Source organism: Embleya hyalina (assembly GCF_003967355.1).
In the GTDB taxonomy this organism is placed as follows: Bacteria; Actinomycetota; Actinomycetes; order Streptomycetales; family Streptomycetaceae; genus Embleya; species Embleya hyalina.
Window position 1 is genome coordinate 338,819 of record NZ_BIFH01000020.1, and the last position, 15,066, is coordinate 353,884.

General features: G+C 72.2%; 13 protein-coding genes and 2 tRNA genes. 3 read left to right on the plus strand and 12 right to left on the minus strand.

Translation table 11 applies throughout. The features are described from left to right. Positions 1-461 precede the first annotated feature (461 nt). The 5 genes from EMA17_RS20480 to EMA17_RS20500 all read right to left on the minus strand — a co-directional run bounded on the left by EMA17_RS20480 (position 462) and on the right by EMA17_RS20500 (position 7,536). Positions 462-1,307, minus strand: a complete 846-nt coding sequence (locus EMA17_RS20480) for a DegV family protein (protein WP_126638511.1) — start codon at positions 1,305-1,307, stop codon at positions 462-464. 200 nt (positions 1,308-1,507) lie between these two features. After that, positions 1,508-2,275, minus strand: a complete 768-nt coding sequence (locus EMA17_RS51875) for a hypothetical protein (protein WP_160161483.1) — start codon at positions 2,273-2,275, stop codon at positions 1,508-1,510. Positions 2,276-2,625: 350 nt separating this feature from the next. Further along, a complete protein-coding gene (gene leuS, locus EMA17_RS20490) occupies positions 2,626-5,526 on the minus strand; it encodes a leucine--tRNA ligase (RefSeq protein ID WP_126638513.1) in 2,901 nt (966 codons plus the stop codon). Between the two features lie 244 nt (positions 5,527-5,770). Continuing rightward, positions 5,771-6,415, minus strand: a complete 645-nt coding sequence (locus EMA17_RS20495; protein ID WP_160161484.1) for a lysoplasmalogenase family protein — start codon at positions 6,413-6,415, stop codon at positions 5,771-5,773. A gap of 134 nt (positions 6,416-6,549) precedes the next feature. After that, positions 6,550-7,536 (minus strand): helix-turn-helix transcriptional regulator, encoded by a 987-nt coding sequence (locus EMA17_RS20500; RefSeq protein ID WP_126638515.1) that lies wholly within the window; start codon positions 7,534-7,536, stop codon positions 6,550-6,552. A gap of 62 nt (positions 7,537-7,598) precedes the next feature. On the opposite strand from EMA17_RS20500, the gene EMA17_RS20505 reads away from it, so the two are divergent. Continuing rightward, entirely contained in the window at positions 7,599-8,765 is a 1,167-nt protein-coding gene (locus tag EMA17_RS20505) for an epoxide hydrolase family protein (protein WP_126638516.1), read from the plus strand. 102 nt (positions 8,766-8,867) lie between these two features. Here EMA17_RS20505 and EMA17_RS20510 read toward each other — a convergent pair. The 3 genes from EMA17_RS20510 to EMA17_RS20520 form a co-directional block, all read right to left on the minus strand. After that, a tRNA-Ala gene (locus tag EMA17_RS20510) sits at positions 8,868-8,940 on the minus strand. A gap of 11 nt (positions 8,941-8,951) precedes the next feature. Continuing rightward, complete coding sequence (locus EMA17_RS20515; RefSeq protein ID WP_126638517.1) at positions 8,952-9,728, minus strand: rhomboid-like protein; 777 nt, start codon at positions 9,726-9,728, stop codon at positions 8,952-8,954. 53 nt (positions 9,729-9,781) lie between these two features. Beyond that, a complete protein-coding gene (locus EMA17_RS20520) occupies positions 9,782-10,738 on the minus strand; it encodes a GlxA family transcriptional regulator (protein ID WP_126638518.1) in 957 nt (318 codons plus the stop codon). A gap of 133 nt (positions 10,739-10,871) precedes the next feature. On the opposite strand from EMA17_RS20520, the gene EMA17_RS20525 reads away from it, so the two are divergent. Next, a complete protein-coding gene (locus EMA17_RS20525; RefSeq protein ID WP_126638519.1) occupies positions 10,872-11,510 on the plus strand; it encodes an HD domain-containing protein in 639 nt (212 codons plus the stop codon). Continuing rightward, positions 11,507-11,959: a nuclear transport factor 2 family protein gene (locus EMA17_RS20530; protein WP_371863022.1), complete on the plus strand. Its 453-nt coding sequence runs from the start codon at positions 11,507-11,509 to the stop codon at positions 11,957-11,959. The genes EMA17_RS20525 and EMA17_RS20530 overlap by 4 nt, the downstream gene beginning before the upstream one ends. Before the next feature lie 89 nt (positions 11,960-12,048). On the opposite strand, the gene EMA17_RS20535 is transcribed toward EMA17_RS20530, so the two are convergent. From EMA17_RS20535 to EMA17_RS20550, 4 genes are all read right to left on the minus strand, one after another. After that, positions 12,049-13,029, minus strand: a complete 981-nt coding sequence (locus EMA17_RS20535; protein ID WP_126638521.1) for an SDR family NAD(P)-dependent oxidoreductase — start codon at positions 13,027-13,029, stop codon at positions 12,049-12,051. A gap of 160 nt (positions 13,030-13,189) precedes the next feature. Further along, positions 13,190-13,262 (minus strand) — tRNA-Ala (locus tag EMA17_RS20540). Positions 13,263-13,420: 158 nt separating this feature from the next. Beyond that, positions 13,421-14,182 carry an SDR family NAD(P)-dependent oxidoreductase gene (locus tag EMA17_RS20545; RefSeq protein ID WP_126638522.1) on the minus strand — a complete coding sequence of 254 codons (762 nt, stop codon included), beginning with the start codon at positions 14,180-14,182 and terminating at the stop codon, positions 13,421-13,423. Positions 14,183-14,281: 99 nt separating this feature from the next. Beyond that, positions 14,282-15,058, minus strand: a complete 777-nt coding sequence (locus EMA17_RS20550; protein WP_126638523.1) for a glucose 1-dehydrogenase — start codon at positions 15,056-15,058, stop codon at positions 14,282-14,284. Positions 15,059-15,066: the final 8 nt, after the last annotated feature.

Here is a 15,066-nt window from a genome sequence, read left to right on the forward strand (position 1 = left end):
CCGGCGGCCCACCACCGACTCCGACCGGCCCCGCACCGGCCACCCGCAGCCCAAGGCGCGACGCCCGCCGAAATAGACCCGGCCCACTCGGGAAGGCCCCCCGGGGAACCCGACCCGACCGCCCGCCCTGTCCGCCGCTGCAGGCTGGTTTTCGCCGACCAACACACCCGTCTCGCCGAGAACTTCAAGCCTCGGGCCCCGCACGCCGCCGCTGGCGGCACACACCACGACCCGGACCGGCCCCGGACCGGCACTCCGCAACCAAAGGCGCATCATTCGCCGAAAACACCCCAACCTACCCGGAAAGACCTCCAGGCAGACTCAACCCGAGCGCCCGCTCACCCGCCGCCGCAGGCCGCCGCCTCGCCACGCAACGCACGGCGACCACGAGCGCCCGGCACCCGGCACCTACGCCTAGCCCCCACCCCCGGCCCCGCCCCCAGCCCCGGCCCCGGCCCGCGTCAGCGCGGTGACACCACCACCGCCAGCAGCCCCGGGCCCGCGTGGGCGCCGATTACCGCGCCCACCTCGCTTACGTATATCTCCCGCAGGTTCGGGAGGCGCTCCTCGAGGTGTGAGGCCAGGGCCTCCGCTCGGTCCGGGCTGGCCAAGTGGTGTACGGCGACGTCGACCGGGCCCGCGCCCGCGTGTTCCACCGCCAGTTCCTCCAGGCGGCTGATCGCGCGCGCCGATGTGCGGACCTTTTCCAGTGGGCCGACCAAGCCGTCGCTCACGTGCAGCAGCGGCTTCACCGCCAGCGCCGTGCCCATGAAGGCCGCCGCCGCCCCGATCCGGCCGCCTCGGCGCAGGTATTCGAGGGTGTCGACGTAGAAGAGGGCCGAGGCCGCCTGGGCCCGCTTCTCCGCCGCGATCGCCGCCTCCTCCAGGGTCGCGCCGTCCCGGGCCGCCTCGGCCGCCGCCAGTACGGCGAAGCCCATCCCCATCCCGAGCGTGCGCGAGTCCACCACCCGCACCGGCACCTCGGCGTCCCGTGCGGCCAGCAGGGCCGCCTCGTACGTGCCGGACAGCTCGCTGGAGAGGTGGATCGAGACGATTCCCGTCGCGCCCTTCTCGGCGAGTTCGCGGTAGGTCTCCGCGAACGTCTCGGGCGCCGGCCGCGAGGTGGTCACGATCCGGCGCTGGCGCAGGGCGTCGGCGAGCTGGGCCGGCGTGGCCTCGATGCCGTCGTCCAGCGGCCGCCCGCGCAGGACGACCTTGAGCGGGACCACCACGAGGCGGTGCCGCTCCACGAGCTCCTCGGGCAGGTAGGCCGTGGAGTCCGTGACCACGGCGAGATCGGTCGGCATCGTCGGCATGAGCGGGCAACCACCCGGATGTGAGACGACAGGGGGGCGGGTCGGTGTCCCGGCTACCCGGGGTCGGGTCGCCGATTCGGGACACCACAATCAATTTTCGGTCACCATGCCACGCCCCGGCACGCGGGTGGCGCGCGCCACGGTGCGGCCGACGCGTCCCGTCGTGGGGGCTCGCCGCCGGCACCACATGTTCAGGTCAGCCGCTTGCTTTCGGGTCGATCGGAGCGGCCGCGCCGATCGGAGCGGCCCGGCCGATCCGACGAGTCGGACGCACCCGAGCCCCCCGACGGACCCGGCAAGCCCGACGGGCCCGGCAGCCCCGACGGGCCCCGACCGCCGGCTCCACCCGCCCCGCCCTCCTCTGCGTACGCCCGCAAGGCCGCCGCCTCGCGCTCGACGTCGGTGCCGAGGCGGTCCAACTCGTCCTCGCCCAAGTGGCGTTCGCGGTCCTGGACGGCCCACCGCAGGGAGGCCGCGGCGTGCTCGATGCGGTCCGCGCGGTCCTTGAGGCCCGGCAGTTCGCGGTCGACCCGGGTCCGGTCCGGCTCGCGTTCGAGCAGCTTCAGGTCGGTGTCCAACGCCTTGGCGAAGTCGTCCAACCGGCGCAGCAGCGCGACCGCGTCGGACAGCTGGGCGTCCTGCGCGTAGCCCGCCTCCAGCACCCGCCGGGTCTGGTCGAGCGAACGGCGCACCGAGCCGCGCATCCGGGCCGCCTCGCCGGCGCCGCCGGTGAGCGTGTACGAACGGGCCTTCGACGCGGCGTCCTCCACCATGCCGCGCACACGCGGCGCGTGCCGCTCGATCCGGCGGTGCACGGCGCGGCGCATCATGGCGATCAGGCCCACCACGACGCCCACGAGGACCAGACACGCGACCACGCCGACGCCCAGCACCACGCCCAGGGTCTCGGCGCCATCGGCCAACGAGTCGGTGGGCGCGGGAACGTCGGCGAGGGCCACGAGGCGTCTCCTGCCTGGTCGGGGCCGGAAGGTACTCACTCACACTAACCCCGCCGGGAGGCTCCGCTACGCACGCGCCGGGAAAACCCCGTCTTCCGGGTCGATCGTCACCGACCGGAAACACCCCCGCCACCGACCGGAAATCGCCACACCGAAGCGCCACTCGCCCGAGCCGAGCAGCCGAGAAGCCGAGCAGCCGAGCAGCCGAGCAGCCGGACGGCAGGGAAGCCGGGCAGCCGAGAAGCCGGACGGCAGGGCCGCCCCACACGGGAGCGACCGACCGACCCACCTCCGCCCGGCCCGGCAGCCCGGTCGGCCGCCCCACCCGGAGCGGCCGACCCACCAACCCCCTACGCCGGAACCACGTTCACCAGCTTCGGCGGCTTCACGATCACCATCCGCACGCCCGCCCCGTCCAGCGCCGCCACGATCGCCGGATCGGCCAGCGCCAGCGCCTTCAGCTCGTCCTCGCCGATCGTCGGCGGCACCTCCAGCCGGGCCCGCACCTTGCCCTTGACCTGCACCACGCAGGTGACGGTGTCCTCGACCAGGTAGGCCGGATCCGCCTGCGGGAACGCCTCGTAGGTGACCGTGTCGCCGTGCCCCAGCCGCGACCACAGCTCCTCGGCCACGTGCGGCACCAGCGGCGCGACCATCAGGACCAGCTTCTCGGCGATCTCGCGCGGCACGGCCGGCAGCTTGACCAGCGCGTTGTTCAGCTCGATCGCCTTGGCGATGGCGGTGTTGAAGCGCAGCGCGTCCATGTCCCGCCGCATGCCGTCGATCGCCTTGTGGGTGGCGCGCAGCGTGGCCTCGTCGGCCGGCTCGTCGACCACGGTCGGCATGCCGGTGTGCTCGTCCACGATGTTGCGCCACAGCCGCTGCAGGAAGCGGTACGAACCGACCACCGCGCGGGTGTCCCACGGCCGGGAGATCTCCAGCGGGCCCATCGACATCTCGTACAGCCGCAGCGTGTCCGCGCCGTACTCCTCGGCCATCTGGTCGGGAGTCACCGAGTTCTTCAGCGACTTGCCCATCTTCCCGTACTCGCGGCTGACCGCCTGCTCACCCAGGAAGAAGCCGCCGTCGCGCTCGTCGACCTCGCTCGCCTCGACGTAGACGCCGCGCTCGTCCTTGTACGCGAACGCCTGGATGTAGCCCTGGTTGAACAGCTTGTGGAACGGCTCGAACGAGGACACGTGGCCCAGGTCGAACAGCACCTTGTGCCAAAAGCGCGAGTACAGCAGGTGCAGCACCGCGTGCTCGACTCCGCCGACGTACAGGTCCACGCCGCCGGTGTGGCCCTCGTGCCGCGGCCCCATCCAATACTTCTCGACCTCGGGGTCGACCAGCACCTCGGAGTTGGTCGGGTCCAGGTAGCGCAGCTCGTACCAGCACGAACCGGCCCAGTTGGGCATGGTGTTGGTCTCGCGGCGGTAGCTCTTGGGCCCGTCGCCCAGGTCCAGGGTGACGTTCACCCAGTCGGCGTTGCGCGACAGCGGCGTCTCGGGCTTGGTGTCCGCGTCGTCCGGGTCGAAGGTGCGCGGGCGGTAGTCGTCGATCTCGGGCAGCTCGACCGGCAGCATCGAATCGGGCAGCGCGTGCGCGACGCCGTCCTCGTCGAAGACGATCGGGAACGGCTCGCCCCAGTAGCGCTGCCGGGAGAACAGCCAGTCGCGCAGCTTGAAGTTGACCGTGCCCTCGCCGATGCCGCGCTCGGTCAGCCACTCGGTGATCGCCTTCTTGGCGTCGGCCACGCCCAGCCCGTCCAGGGCGATGCCCTCGCCGGTGCTGTTCACCAGCGCCGCGTCGTAGGACACGAACGCGTCGGCCCAGTCGGTGGTGTCCTCGACCGAGCGGTCGTCGCTCGGCCGGACCACACACCGGATCGGCAGCTCGAAGGCCCGCGCGAACTCGAAGTCGCGGTGGTCGTGCGCCGGGACCGCCATGATCGCGCCGGTGCCGTAGCCCATCAGCACGTAGTCGGCGATGAAGATCGGCACCCGCTTGCCGTCGACCGGGTTGGTCGCGTAGGCACCGGTGAACACGCCGGTCTTGTCCTTGCCCTCGCTCTGCCGCTCGACGTCGCTCTTGGACTGGGCGAACCGGCGGTACGCGGCGATCGCCTCGGCCGGCGTGGCCGCGCCGCCCGTCCAGACCGCCGGGACGCCCTCGGGCCACGCGTCGGCCACGATCGTGTCGACCAGGTCGTGCTCCGGCGCCAGCACCATGTAGGTGGCGCCGAACAGCGTGTCGGGGCGGGTGGTGAAGACCTCGATCGGCGCGGCGTCGGTGGCGAACGAGACCCGCGCGCCCTCGGATCGACCGATCCAGTTGCGCTGCATGATCTTGATCGGCTCGGGCCAGTCCAGCCGGTCCAGGTCGGCCAGCAGCCGGTCGGAGTACGCGGTGATCCGCATCATCCACTGCCGCAGATTCGCCTTGAACACGGGGAAGTTGCCGCGCTCGCTGCGACCGTCGGCGGTGACCTCCTCGTTGGCCAGCACGGTGCCCAGGCCCGGGGCCCAGTTGACCGGGGCCTGCGAGACGTACGCCAGGCGGAACTCGTCCAGCACGGCGGCACGCTCGGTGTCGGTCAGGTCGGCCCACGCGCGCCCGTCCGGGGTGGGCCGCTCGCCCTTCTCGAACTGCTCGACCAGTTCGGCGATCGGCCGCGCCCGACCGACGCCGCCGTCGGCGCCGGGCGCCTCGGGGTCGTACCAGGAGTTGAAGATCTGCAGGAAGATCCACTGCGTCCAGCGGTAGTACGCCGGGTCGGTGGTGGCCACCGACCGGCGCTGGTCGTGGCCCAGGCCCAGCCGGCGCAGCTGGCGGCGCATGTTGGCGATGTTCGCCTCGGTGGTCACGCGCGGGTGGGTGCCGGTCTGGACCGCGTACTGCTCGGCGGGCAGGCCGAAGGCGTCGTAGCCCAGCGTGTGCAGCACGTTGTGGCCGGTCATGCGCTTGAACCGGGCGTAGACGTCGGTCGCGATGAAGCCCAGCGGGTGTCCGACGTGCAGGCCCACACCCGAGGGGTACGGGAACATGTCCATCACCATCATCTTGGGCCGCCCGGCGACCTTCTCCGGCTCGGCCAGCGGGCCGGCCGGGTTCGGCGCCTCGAACGTGCCGTCGGCCTCCCAGCGGTCCTGCCACCGCGCCTCGATGTCGCCGGCCAGGACTGCGGTGTAGCGGTAGGGCTCGGTCGGGGCGTCGGTGTTGCCGGCAGGGCCCTGCGTCATCTCGGTCATCGTCCTCAACCATCGGGGTGTGGGCAGCCGTCGACTGCTTCTCCGGTTACGGCCGCTTCCGCGAAACGGTCGGTTCTGGAAACGAAAAGACCCCTCGCTCAGGAGGGGTCGCCGCGCCGAGTCGGGTGGGAGTGGTCTCCACCCGGCCTGCTCAGCGCGGCCCGGTAAGCAGCAGTACGGCACGCATGGCCCCAGGTTACCGCAGGACGCGGTCGGCCCGGGGGCAGCACCCGGGCCGCATCGCTCACAATCCCGGGGCGGGCCCGGTGGACAGCGACAACACCAGCAGGATCTGGGCGAGATGGTAGGCGCCGGCGATCAGCACCGGGGCGTACGGCGTCGGGGCGCGGAACCGGTTCCAGGCGACGAGGGTGTCGGAGACGTAGAACAGGAACGCGCCGGCCACCGCGCTCGGCCGGCCGGTGGCCGCGGCGGCGACGACCATCACCGACACGACGCCGACGTAGACCGGCACCATGCCGGTGTAGGCGGGCGCGGTCTCGCGCGCGCCGGTGACCAGCCGGACCGCGTACGCCCCCGCCGCGAACAGCACGACCACGATGCCCGCGGCGGCCCACAACCAGGACCAGCCCATGCGCTGGAAGCCGCCGACGTAGACGCCGTGCGCGAGCAGCGAGGCGGCCACGGCCCCGGCGAACCAGCGGGGCGCGAGCACGTCCCGCGCCAGCGACAACGCGAGCGCGACGCTGAACAGCGCGCGCAGTGCCCCGTCGACGTCGTCGAACGACCAGACGACCACGATCAGGGCACAGATCACCGCGGGTTTCAGGAGACGATCGAGCGGGAGTCGTTCCCGGGCGACGGCCACCCAGTCGGCGATCGCGAGCAGGCTCGCGAGCACCAGCACGAGTACGGCGGTGAAGGTCACGTCCGGCGACACTACTGGCCGGAAACCGGACCATTCGCCCACTCGTTCGACCCGTCACGCAACCGTGACGGGAAAGACCCCAATCGTGATCACCGATGCCGACCGGGGGCGACAAACCGACCCGGCTCGCCGCCTCATCGCGCTCGTGGCCCCGCCGACTCGGGGGGCGTCGAGCGGGCGTAGCGGGTGGTCAAGGCGCGCAGGTGGGCGACCAGTTCCGGCGGCTCGGTGACGTCGAAGTCGTGGCCGAGCAGGCCCAGGTGCACGGCCAGGGTGTCGAGCGAGTCGGCACCGGTGTCCAGCACGCAGGTGTGCGCGTCGACCACCTCGACGGTGCCCACGGCCGGGTTGATCCGCTCCAGCACCTCGGCGGCGGGCGCGTGCACCAGCACCCGGGCGCGGTATCGCCAGGCGGCGGCCGAGACCTTGCCCGCGACGTACCGCGCCGCGTCGCCCTCCGGATCCTCGCGCGGCGCGAACCTCGGCCCGGTCGGGGTGCGCGGGGTGAGCCGGTCGACCCGGAAGGTGCGCCAGGCGTCGCGGTCCACGTCCCAGGCGACCAGGTACCAGCGGCGCCCCCAGTTGACCACCCGCTGCGGCTCGACCGTGCGCCGCGTGGCCGCGCCGGTGTGGTCGCGGTAGTCCAGGCGCAGTCGCTCGCGGTCCCGGCAGGCCGCGACCAGGACGGTCAGCGCCTCGGTGTCCACCCTCGTGTCCGGCCGATCCGCGGGCACCGACACCGCGTAGCGCTGCAACGCGCGCACCCGGCGGCGCAGGCGCGCGGGCAGCACCTGTTCGAGCTTGGCCAGGGCCTGTACCGAGGTCTCCTCCATGCCCGCCATCGCGCCTCGGGCGACGGTGGTCAGGCCGACGGTGACCGCGACCGCCTCGTCGTCGGTCAGCAGCAGCGGCGGCATCGCGGCACCGGCGGCGAGCCGATAGCCGCCGGTGGAGCCGCGGGAGGCGTCGACCGGATAGCCGAGTTCGCGCAGCCGGTCGACGTCCTTGCGGATCGTGCGACCGGTCACGCCGAGTCGTTCGGCCAGTTCCGAGCCGGGCCATTCACGGGGGGTCTGGAGCAGGGACAGCAGGCGCAACAACCGCGCGGAGGTTTCCAACATTTTCTCAGCGTGCCGCCTCGATAGGATCGTAGTGTTCCTAATTCGATCCTAGTCTTCCTCCCATGGAGAACAGCAGCAGCACCGCAGCCGAGACCGTCGCCGACACCACGATCCGCCCCTTCCGGGTCGAGATCCCGCAGGCCGATCTCGACGACCTTCGCGACCGGCTGGCCCGCACCCGCTGGGCCGCGGACGTCCCGGGCGTGCCCGCCTGGACGCGCGGGGTGCCGACGGACTACCTCCGGGACCTGGCCGCTTACTGGGCGGACGGGTTCGACTGGCGCGCGGCGGAGGCACGGCTCAACGCCTTCCCGCAGTTCGTCACCCGGATCGACGGCCAGGACGTGCACTTCGCGCACGTACGCTCCGACCGGGCCGACGCCCCGGCGCTGCTGCTGATCCACGACTGGCCGGGCTCGTTCGTACAGTTCGTCGACGTGATCGAGCCGCTGTCGCGCGATTTCCACGTCGTGGTCACCGACACTCCCGGAGTCGGCTTCTCCGGCCCGCTGTCCGGCCCCGGCTGGACCACCGGCCGGATCGCGGGCGCGTTCACCGAGTTGATGGCCCGCCTGGGCTACGCGCGCTACGGCGTGCAGGGCAACGGCGGCGGTGCGTGGATCGCGGGCGAGATGGGCCGGATCGATCCGGAGCACGTGATCGGGATCCACGTCAACGGCCTGGTCACCTTCCCGTCCGAGGACCCGGCCGACTTCGTCGGGCTGACCGACGGCGAGCAGGCCAGGCTCGCCCGGCTCCAGGAGTTCCGCGACGACAGGATGGGCTTCAACGCGATCCAGTCGACCCGGCCGCAGACGCTCGCCTTCGGGCTGCACGACTCGCCCGTCGGCCAGCTCGCGTGGATCGTGGAGAAGTTCAAGGAGTGGACGGACCCCGCGAGCGTGCTGCCCGAGGACGCGGTGGACCGGGACACCCTGTTGACCAACATCAGCGTGTACTGGTTCACCGGCACCGCCGGATCCTCGGCCAACCTCTACTACGAGATGGCGCACGACCCGGGCGCGTGGGCGCCGAAGGAGCGCGGCACGGTGCCGACGGCGGTGGCCGTCGCGCTGCCGCAGGACGTGGCGATCCGCCGGTTCGCCGAGCGCGACCATCATGTGGTGCGCTGGACCGAGTTCGAGCGCGGCGGCAACTTCCTGTCGCTGGAGCGGCCGGAGTCGCTGATCGGCGACGTCCGCGAATTCTTCGCGGACCTGGACCGGTGAACGCGGTACGGACCTGAACCGATGAACACGCGGGCCCGGCGCGCGGGGCCCGAAACGGCCGAAGGCCGCCTCCCGGTTCGGGAGGCGGCCTTCGACGCGGTGTGGAGCTACGGAGAATTGAACTCCGGACCTCTTGCATGCCATGCAAGCGCTCTACCAACTGAGCTACAGCCCCGCGCGAATACGTTATGAGTCTACCCGGTCGGTCACCGTGCTCACGACCAAGGGTGGTTTGAGCGGCGGCGGGGTGCGCAACGGCCCGGCCAGGCGCAGCACGATCGCGGCGGCGAGGCCGCTCATGGCCGCGTACAGGTGCCCGAAGTCCCAGATGCTGTGGTCCACGATCACCGGCAGGACGACCCAGACGAACATCACCGCGGTGCCGGCCAGGCGGATCCAGCCGGACATGATCAGCACCGCCGCGACGCACGAGCCGACCTCGACGTAGCTGACTCCCACGTCGGTGGCGAACGCGATCTTCGCCGGCAGCCGCCCCGCCCGGATCGCGCCCTTCTCCACCGCGGCGGTGATCAGCGAGCCGAACACGTGCGCGCTCGCGCCGATCAGCAACATCCGAGGCGGCCCGTAGCGGCGCTCGGCCCAGGCCACCACGGTGCCGAACACGATCACGTACGTGGCCAGGCCGGACCCGTGGTCGGCGACCCAGAAGGCGCTGGTGAGCAGCGCTTCCACCGGGTCGTCGCCGAGGCGGAACAGGTTGGTGCTGTTCAGCTTGGTGAGCAGGTCGATCAGCCGTGGTGGCGACGTGCGTTGCACCACGGTGGACGCGGTGAAGATGGCCATGTAGGTGAAGGTGACGGGTGCGGACAGGACCCACGCGTGCAGTCGCCGGGTCCACGGACTCAGCCGGTTCACCCAACGCCGCGCCCACCACCACCGGTTGCCGAACCCGCGCAACACGTACCACGCGACGACGAGGCCGAGCCCGATTCCGACGATCACGCCGGACCGGTGCCCGAAGCCGATCACGGCCAATCCCGAGCCCGCCCCGGCGCTCAGCCCGTCGTGCTGCGGAAGCGGGCCCGGTAGGCGGAGGGGGTGACGCCCAGGCGGCGCAGGAACGCCCGGCGCAGCGACTCGTCGCTGCCGAGACCGCTGCGCGCGGCGGCGGCGGTGACCGTGGCGCCGGCCGCGAGCAGCGCCTGGGCCGCCTCGATCCGCACCGCCTCGACGTACACCGCCGGCGTCGAGCCGACCCGCTCGTGGAACAGTCGGGTCAGGTGGCGCGGACTGAACCCGCCGAGCCGGGCCAGCGCGGGCAGCGAGTGGTCGGCCGCCGGATCCGCCGCGACCGCGTCGAGCACCGGGCGCAGCGGGTCGTCGGCGCCGGGCGGGGTGCGCGAGGGCACCGAGAACTGCGACTGGCCGCCCGGTCGGCGCAGGAACACCACCAGGTCGCGGGCCACCTCGCGGGCCAGGTCGGCGCCCTCGTCGGCCTCGACCAGGGCGAGCGCGAGGTCGATGCCGGCGGTGACCCCGGCCGAGGTGTAGACCGGGCCGTCCCGGACGAAGATCGCGTCCGGCTCGACCGTGATCGCCGGGTGGTACCGGGCGAGCAGCGCGGCGTGCCGCCAGTGCGTCACCGCCCGCCGCCCGTCCAACAGGCCGGCCCGGGCCAGCACGAACGCCCCCGTGCACACCGACGCGATCCGTTCGCAGACCTCGGCGAGCGCGGCCACCGCGTCGAGCAGCGCGAGCGGCGGCGCGTACTGCGGGAACTCGACCGATCCGGGCACCACGAGGGTGTGCGCGGCGTCGATCTCCGCCGCGGCGGCGTCCACCATGAGCCGGGTGCCGGCCGAGGTGGTCACCGGCTCACCGGTCGGCGAGCACAGCGTCACGGTGTACGCCCCGCCCATGCGCTCGGCGGTGCCGAACACCTCCAGCGGTGCGCTCACGTCCATCAGCCGTACTCCGTCGTAGCCGAGCACGGCCACATTCCTGCGTCGCATGACATCCAGGCTAGCCGTCGACCGTGTCCGAATCCGAGGGATCGGTGTCCGAATGGACATGGCCCGGAACGGGCACGGAACGCGAGGCTCGACGCAGACGGAAACCCGCCACCTCCACGAAAGGACCGACGCCATGTCCGAACGCATCGCCGACGTCGACATCCCCGACAGCGCGCTCGCCAAGGAGGCGACCGAACTGGTCCGGGACACCGCCGGCCCGCTGCTCTACGACCACTCGCGCCGCGTGTACCTGTTCGGCGCGCTCCAGGGTCGCCGCCGGGGCCTGGCCTTCGACCCGGAACTGCTCTACGTGGCCGCGCTGTTCCACGACCTGGGACTGACCGCCGAGCACCGCGACTCGCAACAGCGCTTCGAACTGGACGGCGCCGACGCGGCGCGCGACTTCGTGCTCCGACACGGCCTCTCCGCCGAGCAGGCCCGCATCGTCTGGACCGCCATCGCCCTGCACACCACCCCCGGGATCCCCACCCGGATGGAGCCCGAGGTCGCCCTGGTGACCGCCGGCGTCGAACTCGACGTGCTCGGGATCGGCCTCGACGACCTCTCCGAGCAGGCGCGGGCCGCCGTGGTCGCCGCGCATCCCCGCCCGGACTTCAAGCGGCGCATCCTGCGCGCGTTCACCGAGGGCATCGAACATCGGCCGCAGACCACGTTCGGCAACGTCAAGGCGGATGTCCTGGACCGGTTCGTCCCCGGCTTCGAGCGCACGAACTTCGTCGACGTGATCGAGCAGTCGGGGTGGTCCGAGTGAGGCCGCCGCTGCCCCCGTTCACCGAGGCCGACGCCCGCGCCAAGGTGCAGGCCGCCGAGGACGCCTGGAACACCCGCGACCCCGAGCGCGTCGCACTCGCCTACACCCCCGACTCGGTGTGGCGCAATCGCGACCGCTTCGTCACCGGCCGCCCGGCCATCGTCGCGTTCCTGACCGAGAAGTGGGCCCGCGAGCAGGACTACGCGCTGCGCAAGGAGTTGTGGTCCTACACCGCCGACCGCATCGCGGTTCGCTTCCAGTACGAGTGGCACGACGGCGCCGGTGCCTTCTGGCGCAGCTACGGCAACGAGTTGTGGGAGTTCGCCGACAACGGCCTGATGCGGCGGCGCGAGGCGAGCATCAACGACGTCCCGATCACCGAGGCCGACCGGCGCATCCACGGGCCTCGGCCGGTCGAGGAGCACGGGGTCGGATTCCCGCTCGCGTGAGGGGTCGGGGGTGGTGCGGGGACGCGTCGACCGTCCCCGACCCCACCCCCGAACACCACCTCGACCCCGACCGGCCCGACCCGACACCCTCAGTCCCCGCGTCCCCCGCACTCCCCCGCCCACGGGTGGGTGAGCTCCTGGCAGCGCCGCCAGAACCAGGCCCGGTCCGGCCGGCTCTCGCGCGTGGTCGCGCGGTAGTGGGTCGGGCGCGGGAGGCGGTCCTGCCAGAACAGCCCGGTGGTGCGGCCGGGTTCGTCGGCCGCGCACAACCACACGGCGGTGTCCGCGCCCTCCTCGGGGCTGCGCAGCAGCGGTGCGGTCAGCCGCCGGAAGGTGGGCATCGACGCGCGCAGCCCCGGGGTGTCGGTCCAGCCGGGGTGGGTGGCGTGCACGACCGGGCCGCCGTCGCCCAGGTGTTCGGCCCACAGTTCGGCGAGCACGACCTGCATGCGTTTGGTCCGGGCGTGGGCGACGGTCGGCCGGTACGGGGCGCGCTCGTACTCGATGTCGTCGACCGGCAGCCGCTGGGTGTACATCCCGCCCGAGCTCATCCACACCACCCGCGCGCAGGAGGCGGCGTCGGCGGCGAGGAGCCGGGTGAGCAGGTGCGGTCCGAGCACATGCACCGCCAGGCACACCTCGTGCCCCTCGGCGGTGACCGCACGCTCCCGGGGCAATGCGCCGGCGTTGTGCACGAGCGCGTGCGGCGGACCCTGTTCGGCCCGCAGCTCCTTCGCGAAGCGGGCCACGTCCGGCAGGCTGCCCACGTCGCAGCGGCGCACGGCGAGGTCGGCGCCGGGCACCAGTTCGGCGACCCGCCGGCCGGCCGCCTCGGCCCGCGCCTCGTCCCGCCCGACCAGCACCACGGTCGCGCCGAGCCGGGCCAGGCCGGTCACCGCCGCCTCGCCGATCCCGGACGAGGCCCCGGTCACCACCACGGTGCGCCCCTTGAGCGCGGCCTGCTCGGGGTCGGCCGCGAATCCCGACCGCCGCACCCGGTACCCGATCCGGCTGTATCCGGGCACGATCGCCCGGTCCATCGCCCGCTCCCAGAACCGACTCTCCGTCATCGCACGCTCACCTTCGTCGAGATCCCGAAGGGAGAATGCCCGGAACAGGGCTTTCACACTTTTTCCACCGATGCCGGATCGAGGGTGAATCGAGGGTGCGTCGAGGACGCAAAAAAGACCGCCTCCCGGACGAATCCGGAAGGCGGTCCCACCATCTCTGTGGAGCTACGGAGAATTGAACTCCGGACCTCTTGCATGCCATGCAAGCGCTCTACCAACTGAGCTACAGCCCCGCTATTCACCTGGGTCGGTGGGCTTGCCCGCCTGACCACGAGTACTTTACACGCTCCCCCACACCGCTTCCAAACGCCTTTCCCGGCGTCGATCGCGGGTGACCGGGGATGCGCGGAGCGCGCTCGTCGAGGCACACCGCCCACCCCCGGTCCCGCCCCTAGTGGCTGCCGACCGGCCTGACCATCCCGGCCATGGCGCCGCCGTCGACGACCAATTCGGTGCCGGTCAGGTAGGACGCCGCGTCGGAGGCGACGAACGCCACCACCTCGGCGACCTCCTCCGGGGCGGCGATCCGGCGCAGCGGCACGGACGGGTACTTCCCCGCGCCCCGCTCCAGCCCGACCGCGGCGATCATCGGGGTGTCGATGGTGCCCGGGTGTACCGAGTTGACCCGGATGCCGTGCTCGCCGACCTCCAGGGCGACGGTCTTGGAGAGTCCGCGTACCGCCCACTTGGTCGCGCCGTAGGCCGCGTGTCCCGGCATGCCCTCCAGGCCGGCCTGGGACGAGATGTTGACGATCGAGCCGCCGCCGCGCGCCTTCATCGCGGGCAGCACCGCCTGCATGCCGTGCCAGACGCCGAAGAAGTTGACCCGCATGATCCGCTCCACGCGCTCCGCCGTCTCGTCGGCGAAGCCCCTGGTCCAGTAGATCGCGGCGTTGTTGACCAGGATGTCGAGGCCGCCGAACGCCTCGACCGCGACGTCCACCACCGCGGCCCAGTCCGCCGGATCGGACACGTCGTGCCGGACGAAGCGCGCGGCGGCGCCCAGTTCGGCGGCCACTCGCTCACCCTCCTCGGTCAACAGGTCGGTGAGCACCACCCGCGCCCCGGAGGCCACGAACAACCGCGCCTCGGCCGCACCTTGCCCACGGGCGGCCCCGGTGACGATCGCCACCTTGCCGGTCAGATCAGCCATGCCCACGCACCCCATCCACCCCGTCCACGCCGTCCACGGAAACCACGCCGTCCACCGGACCCGCCCCGCCCGTCACCGGACGCGGCACGATCACCCGCCTCACTGCCCCATCACGTACCGGACCGTCGGCCCCGTGGTCCACCCGCCGTCCACCGCCAGCTCCGCGCCCGTCACATACGAGGCCGCGTCGGAGAGCAGGAACGCGACGGCCGCGCCGATCTCGCTCGGCTCGCCGACCCGGCCCATCGGGGTGTTCGGGTAGTTGCCCTCGCCCTCCCGGATGCCGACCGAGGACGTCATCGGGGTGTAGATCATGCCGGGGTGCACCGAGTTGACCCGGATCCGCGCCGGGCCCAACTCCACCGCGGCGACCTTGCTCATGCCGCGCACGGCCCACTTGGACGCGCCGTAGGAGCCGGTCATCGCGAGCCCCATCAGGCCCGCCGCGGAGGAGACGTTGACGATCGACCCGCCGCCGTTCGCCTTCAGGTGCGGGATCACCGCCTGCATGCCCAGCCAGACGCCGGTCAGATTGACCTTGATCACGAACTCGAAGTGTTCGAGCGTCTCGGTGTCGAACATCGTCCCGGTGGACACGCCCGCGTTGTTGACCAGCCCGTCCACACGACCGAACTCGGCCACGGTGAAGTCGACGACGGCCTTCCACTGCTCCTCGCTCGTCACGTCGTGCCGGTGGAAGCGGGCGTGCGCGCCGAGGGCGGCGGCCGTCTCGGCCCCTTCGTCGAGCAGATCGGTGACGACCACCCGGCCGCCGGCGTCGACGATCTGCTTGGCCGCCGCGGCGCCCAGGCCGCGGGCGCCGCCGGTGACGATGACGACCTTGTCGGTCAGATTGGGGCCCTGGAGTTCAGCCATGATGCGTT

Bases quoted from the DNA above. Each gene is read 5' to 3' on its own strand.
- EMA17_RS20545 (WP_126638522.1), bottom strand. From the start codon at position 14,182: ATGGCTGATCTGACCGGCAAGGTGGCGATCGTCACCGGGGCCGCCCGT.
- leuS (WP_126638513.1), bottom strand. From the start codon at position 5,526: ATGACCGAGATGACGCAGGGCCCTGCCGGCAACACCGACGCCCCGACC.
- EMA17_RS20480 (WP_126638511.1), bottom strand. From the start codon at position 1,307: ATGCCGACCGATCTCGCCGTGGTCACGGACTCCACGGCCTACCTGCCC.
- EMA17_RS20525 (WP_126638519.1), top strand. From the start codon at position 10,872: ATGTCCGAACGCATCGCCGACGTCGACATCCCCGACAGCGCGCTCGCC.
- EMA17_RS20500 (WP_126638515.1), bottom strand. From the start codon at position 7,536: ATGTTGGAAACCTCCGCGCGGTTGTTGCGCCTGCTGTCCCTGCTCCAG.
- EMA17_RS20550 (WP_126638523.1), bottom strand. From the start codon at position 15,058: ATGGCTGAACTCCAGGGCCCCAATCTGACCGACAAGGTCGTCATCGTC.
- EMA17_RS20505 (WP_126638516.1), top strand. From the start codon at position 7,599: ATGGAGAACAGCAGCAGCACCGCAGCCGAGACCGTCGCCGACACCACG.
- EMA17_RS20535 (WP_126638521.1), bottom strand. From the start codon at position 13,029: ATGACGGAGAGTCGGTTCTGGGAGCGGGCGATGGACCGGGCGATCGTG.
- EMA17_RS20520 (WP_126638518.1), bottom strand. From the start codon at position 10,738: ATGCGACGCAGGAATGTGGCCGTGCTCGGCTACGACGGAGTACGGCTG.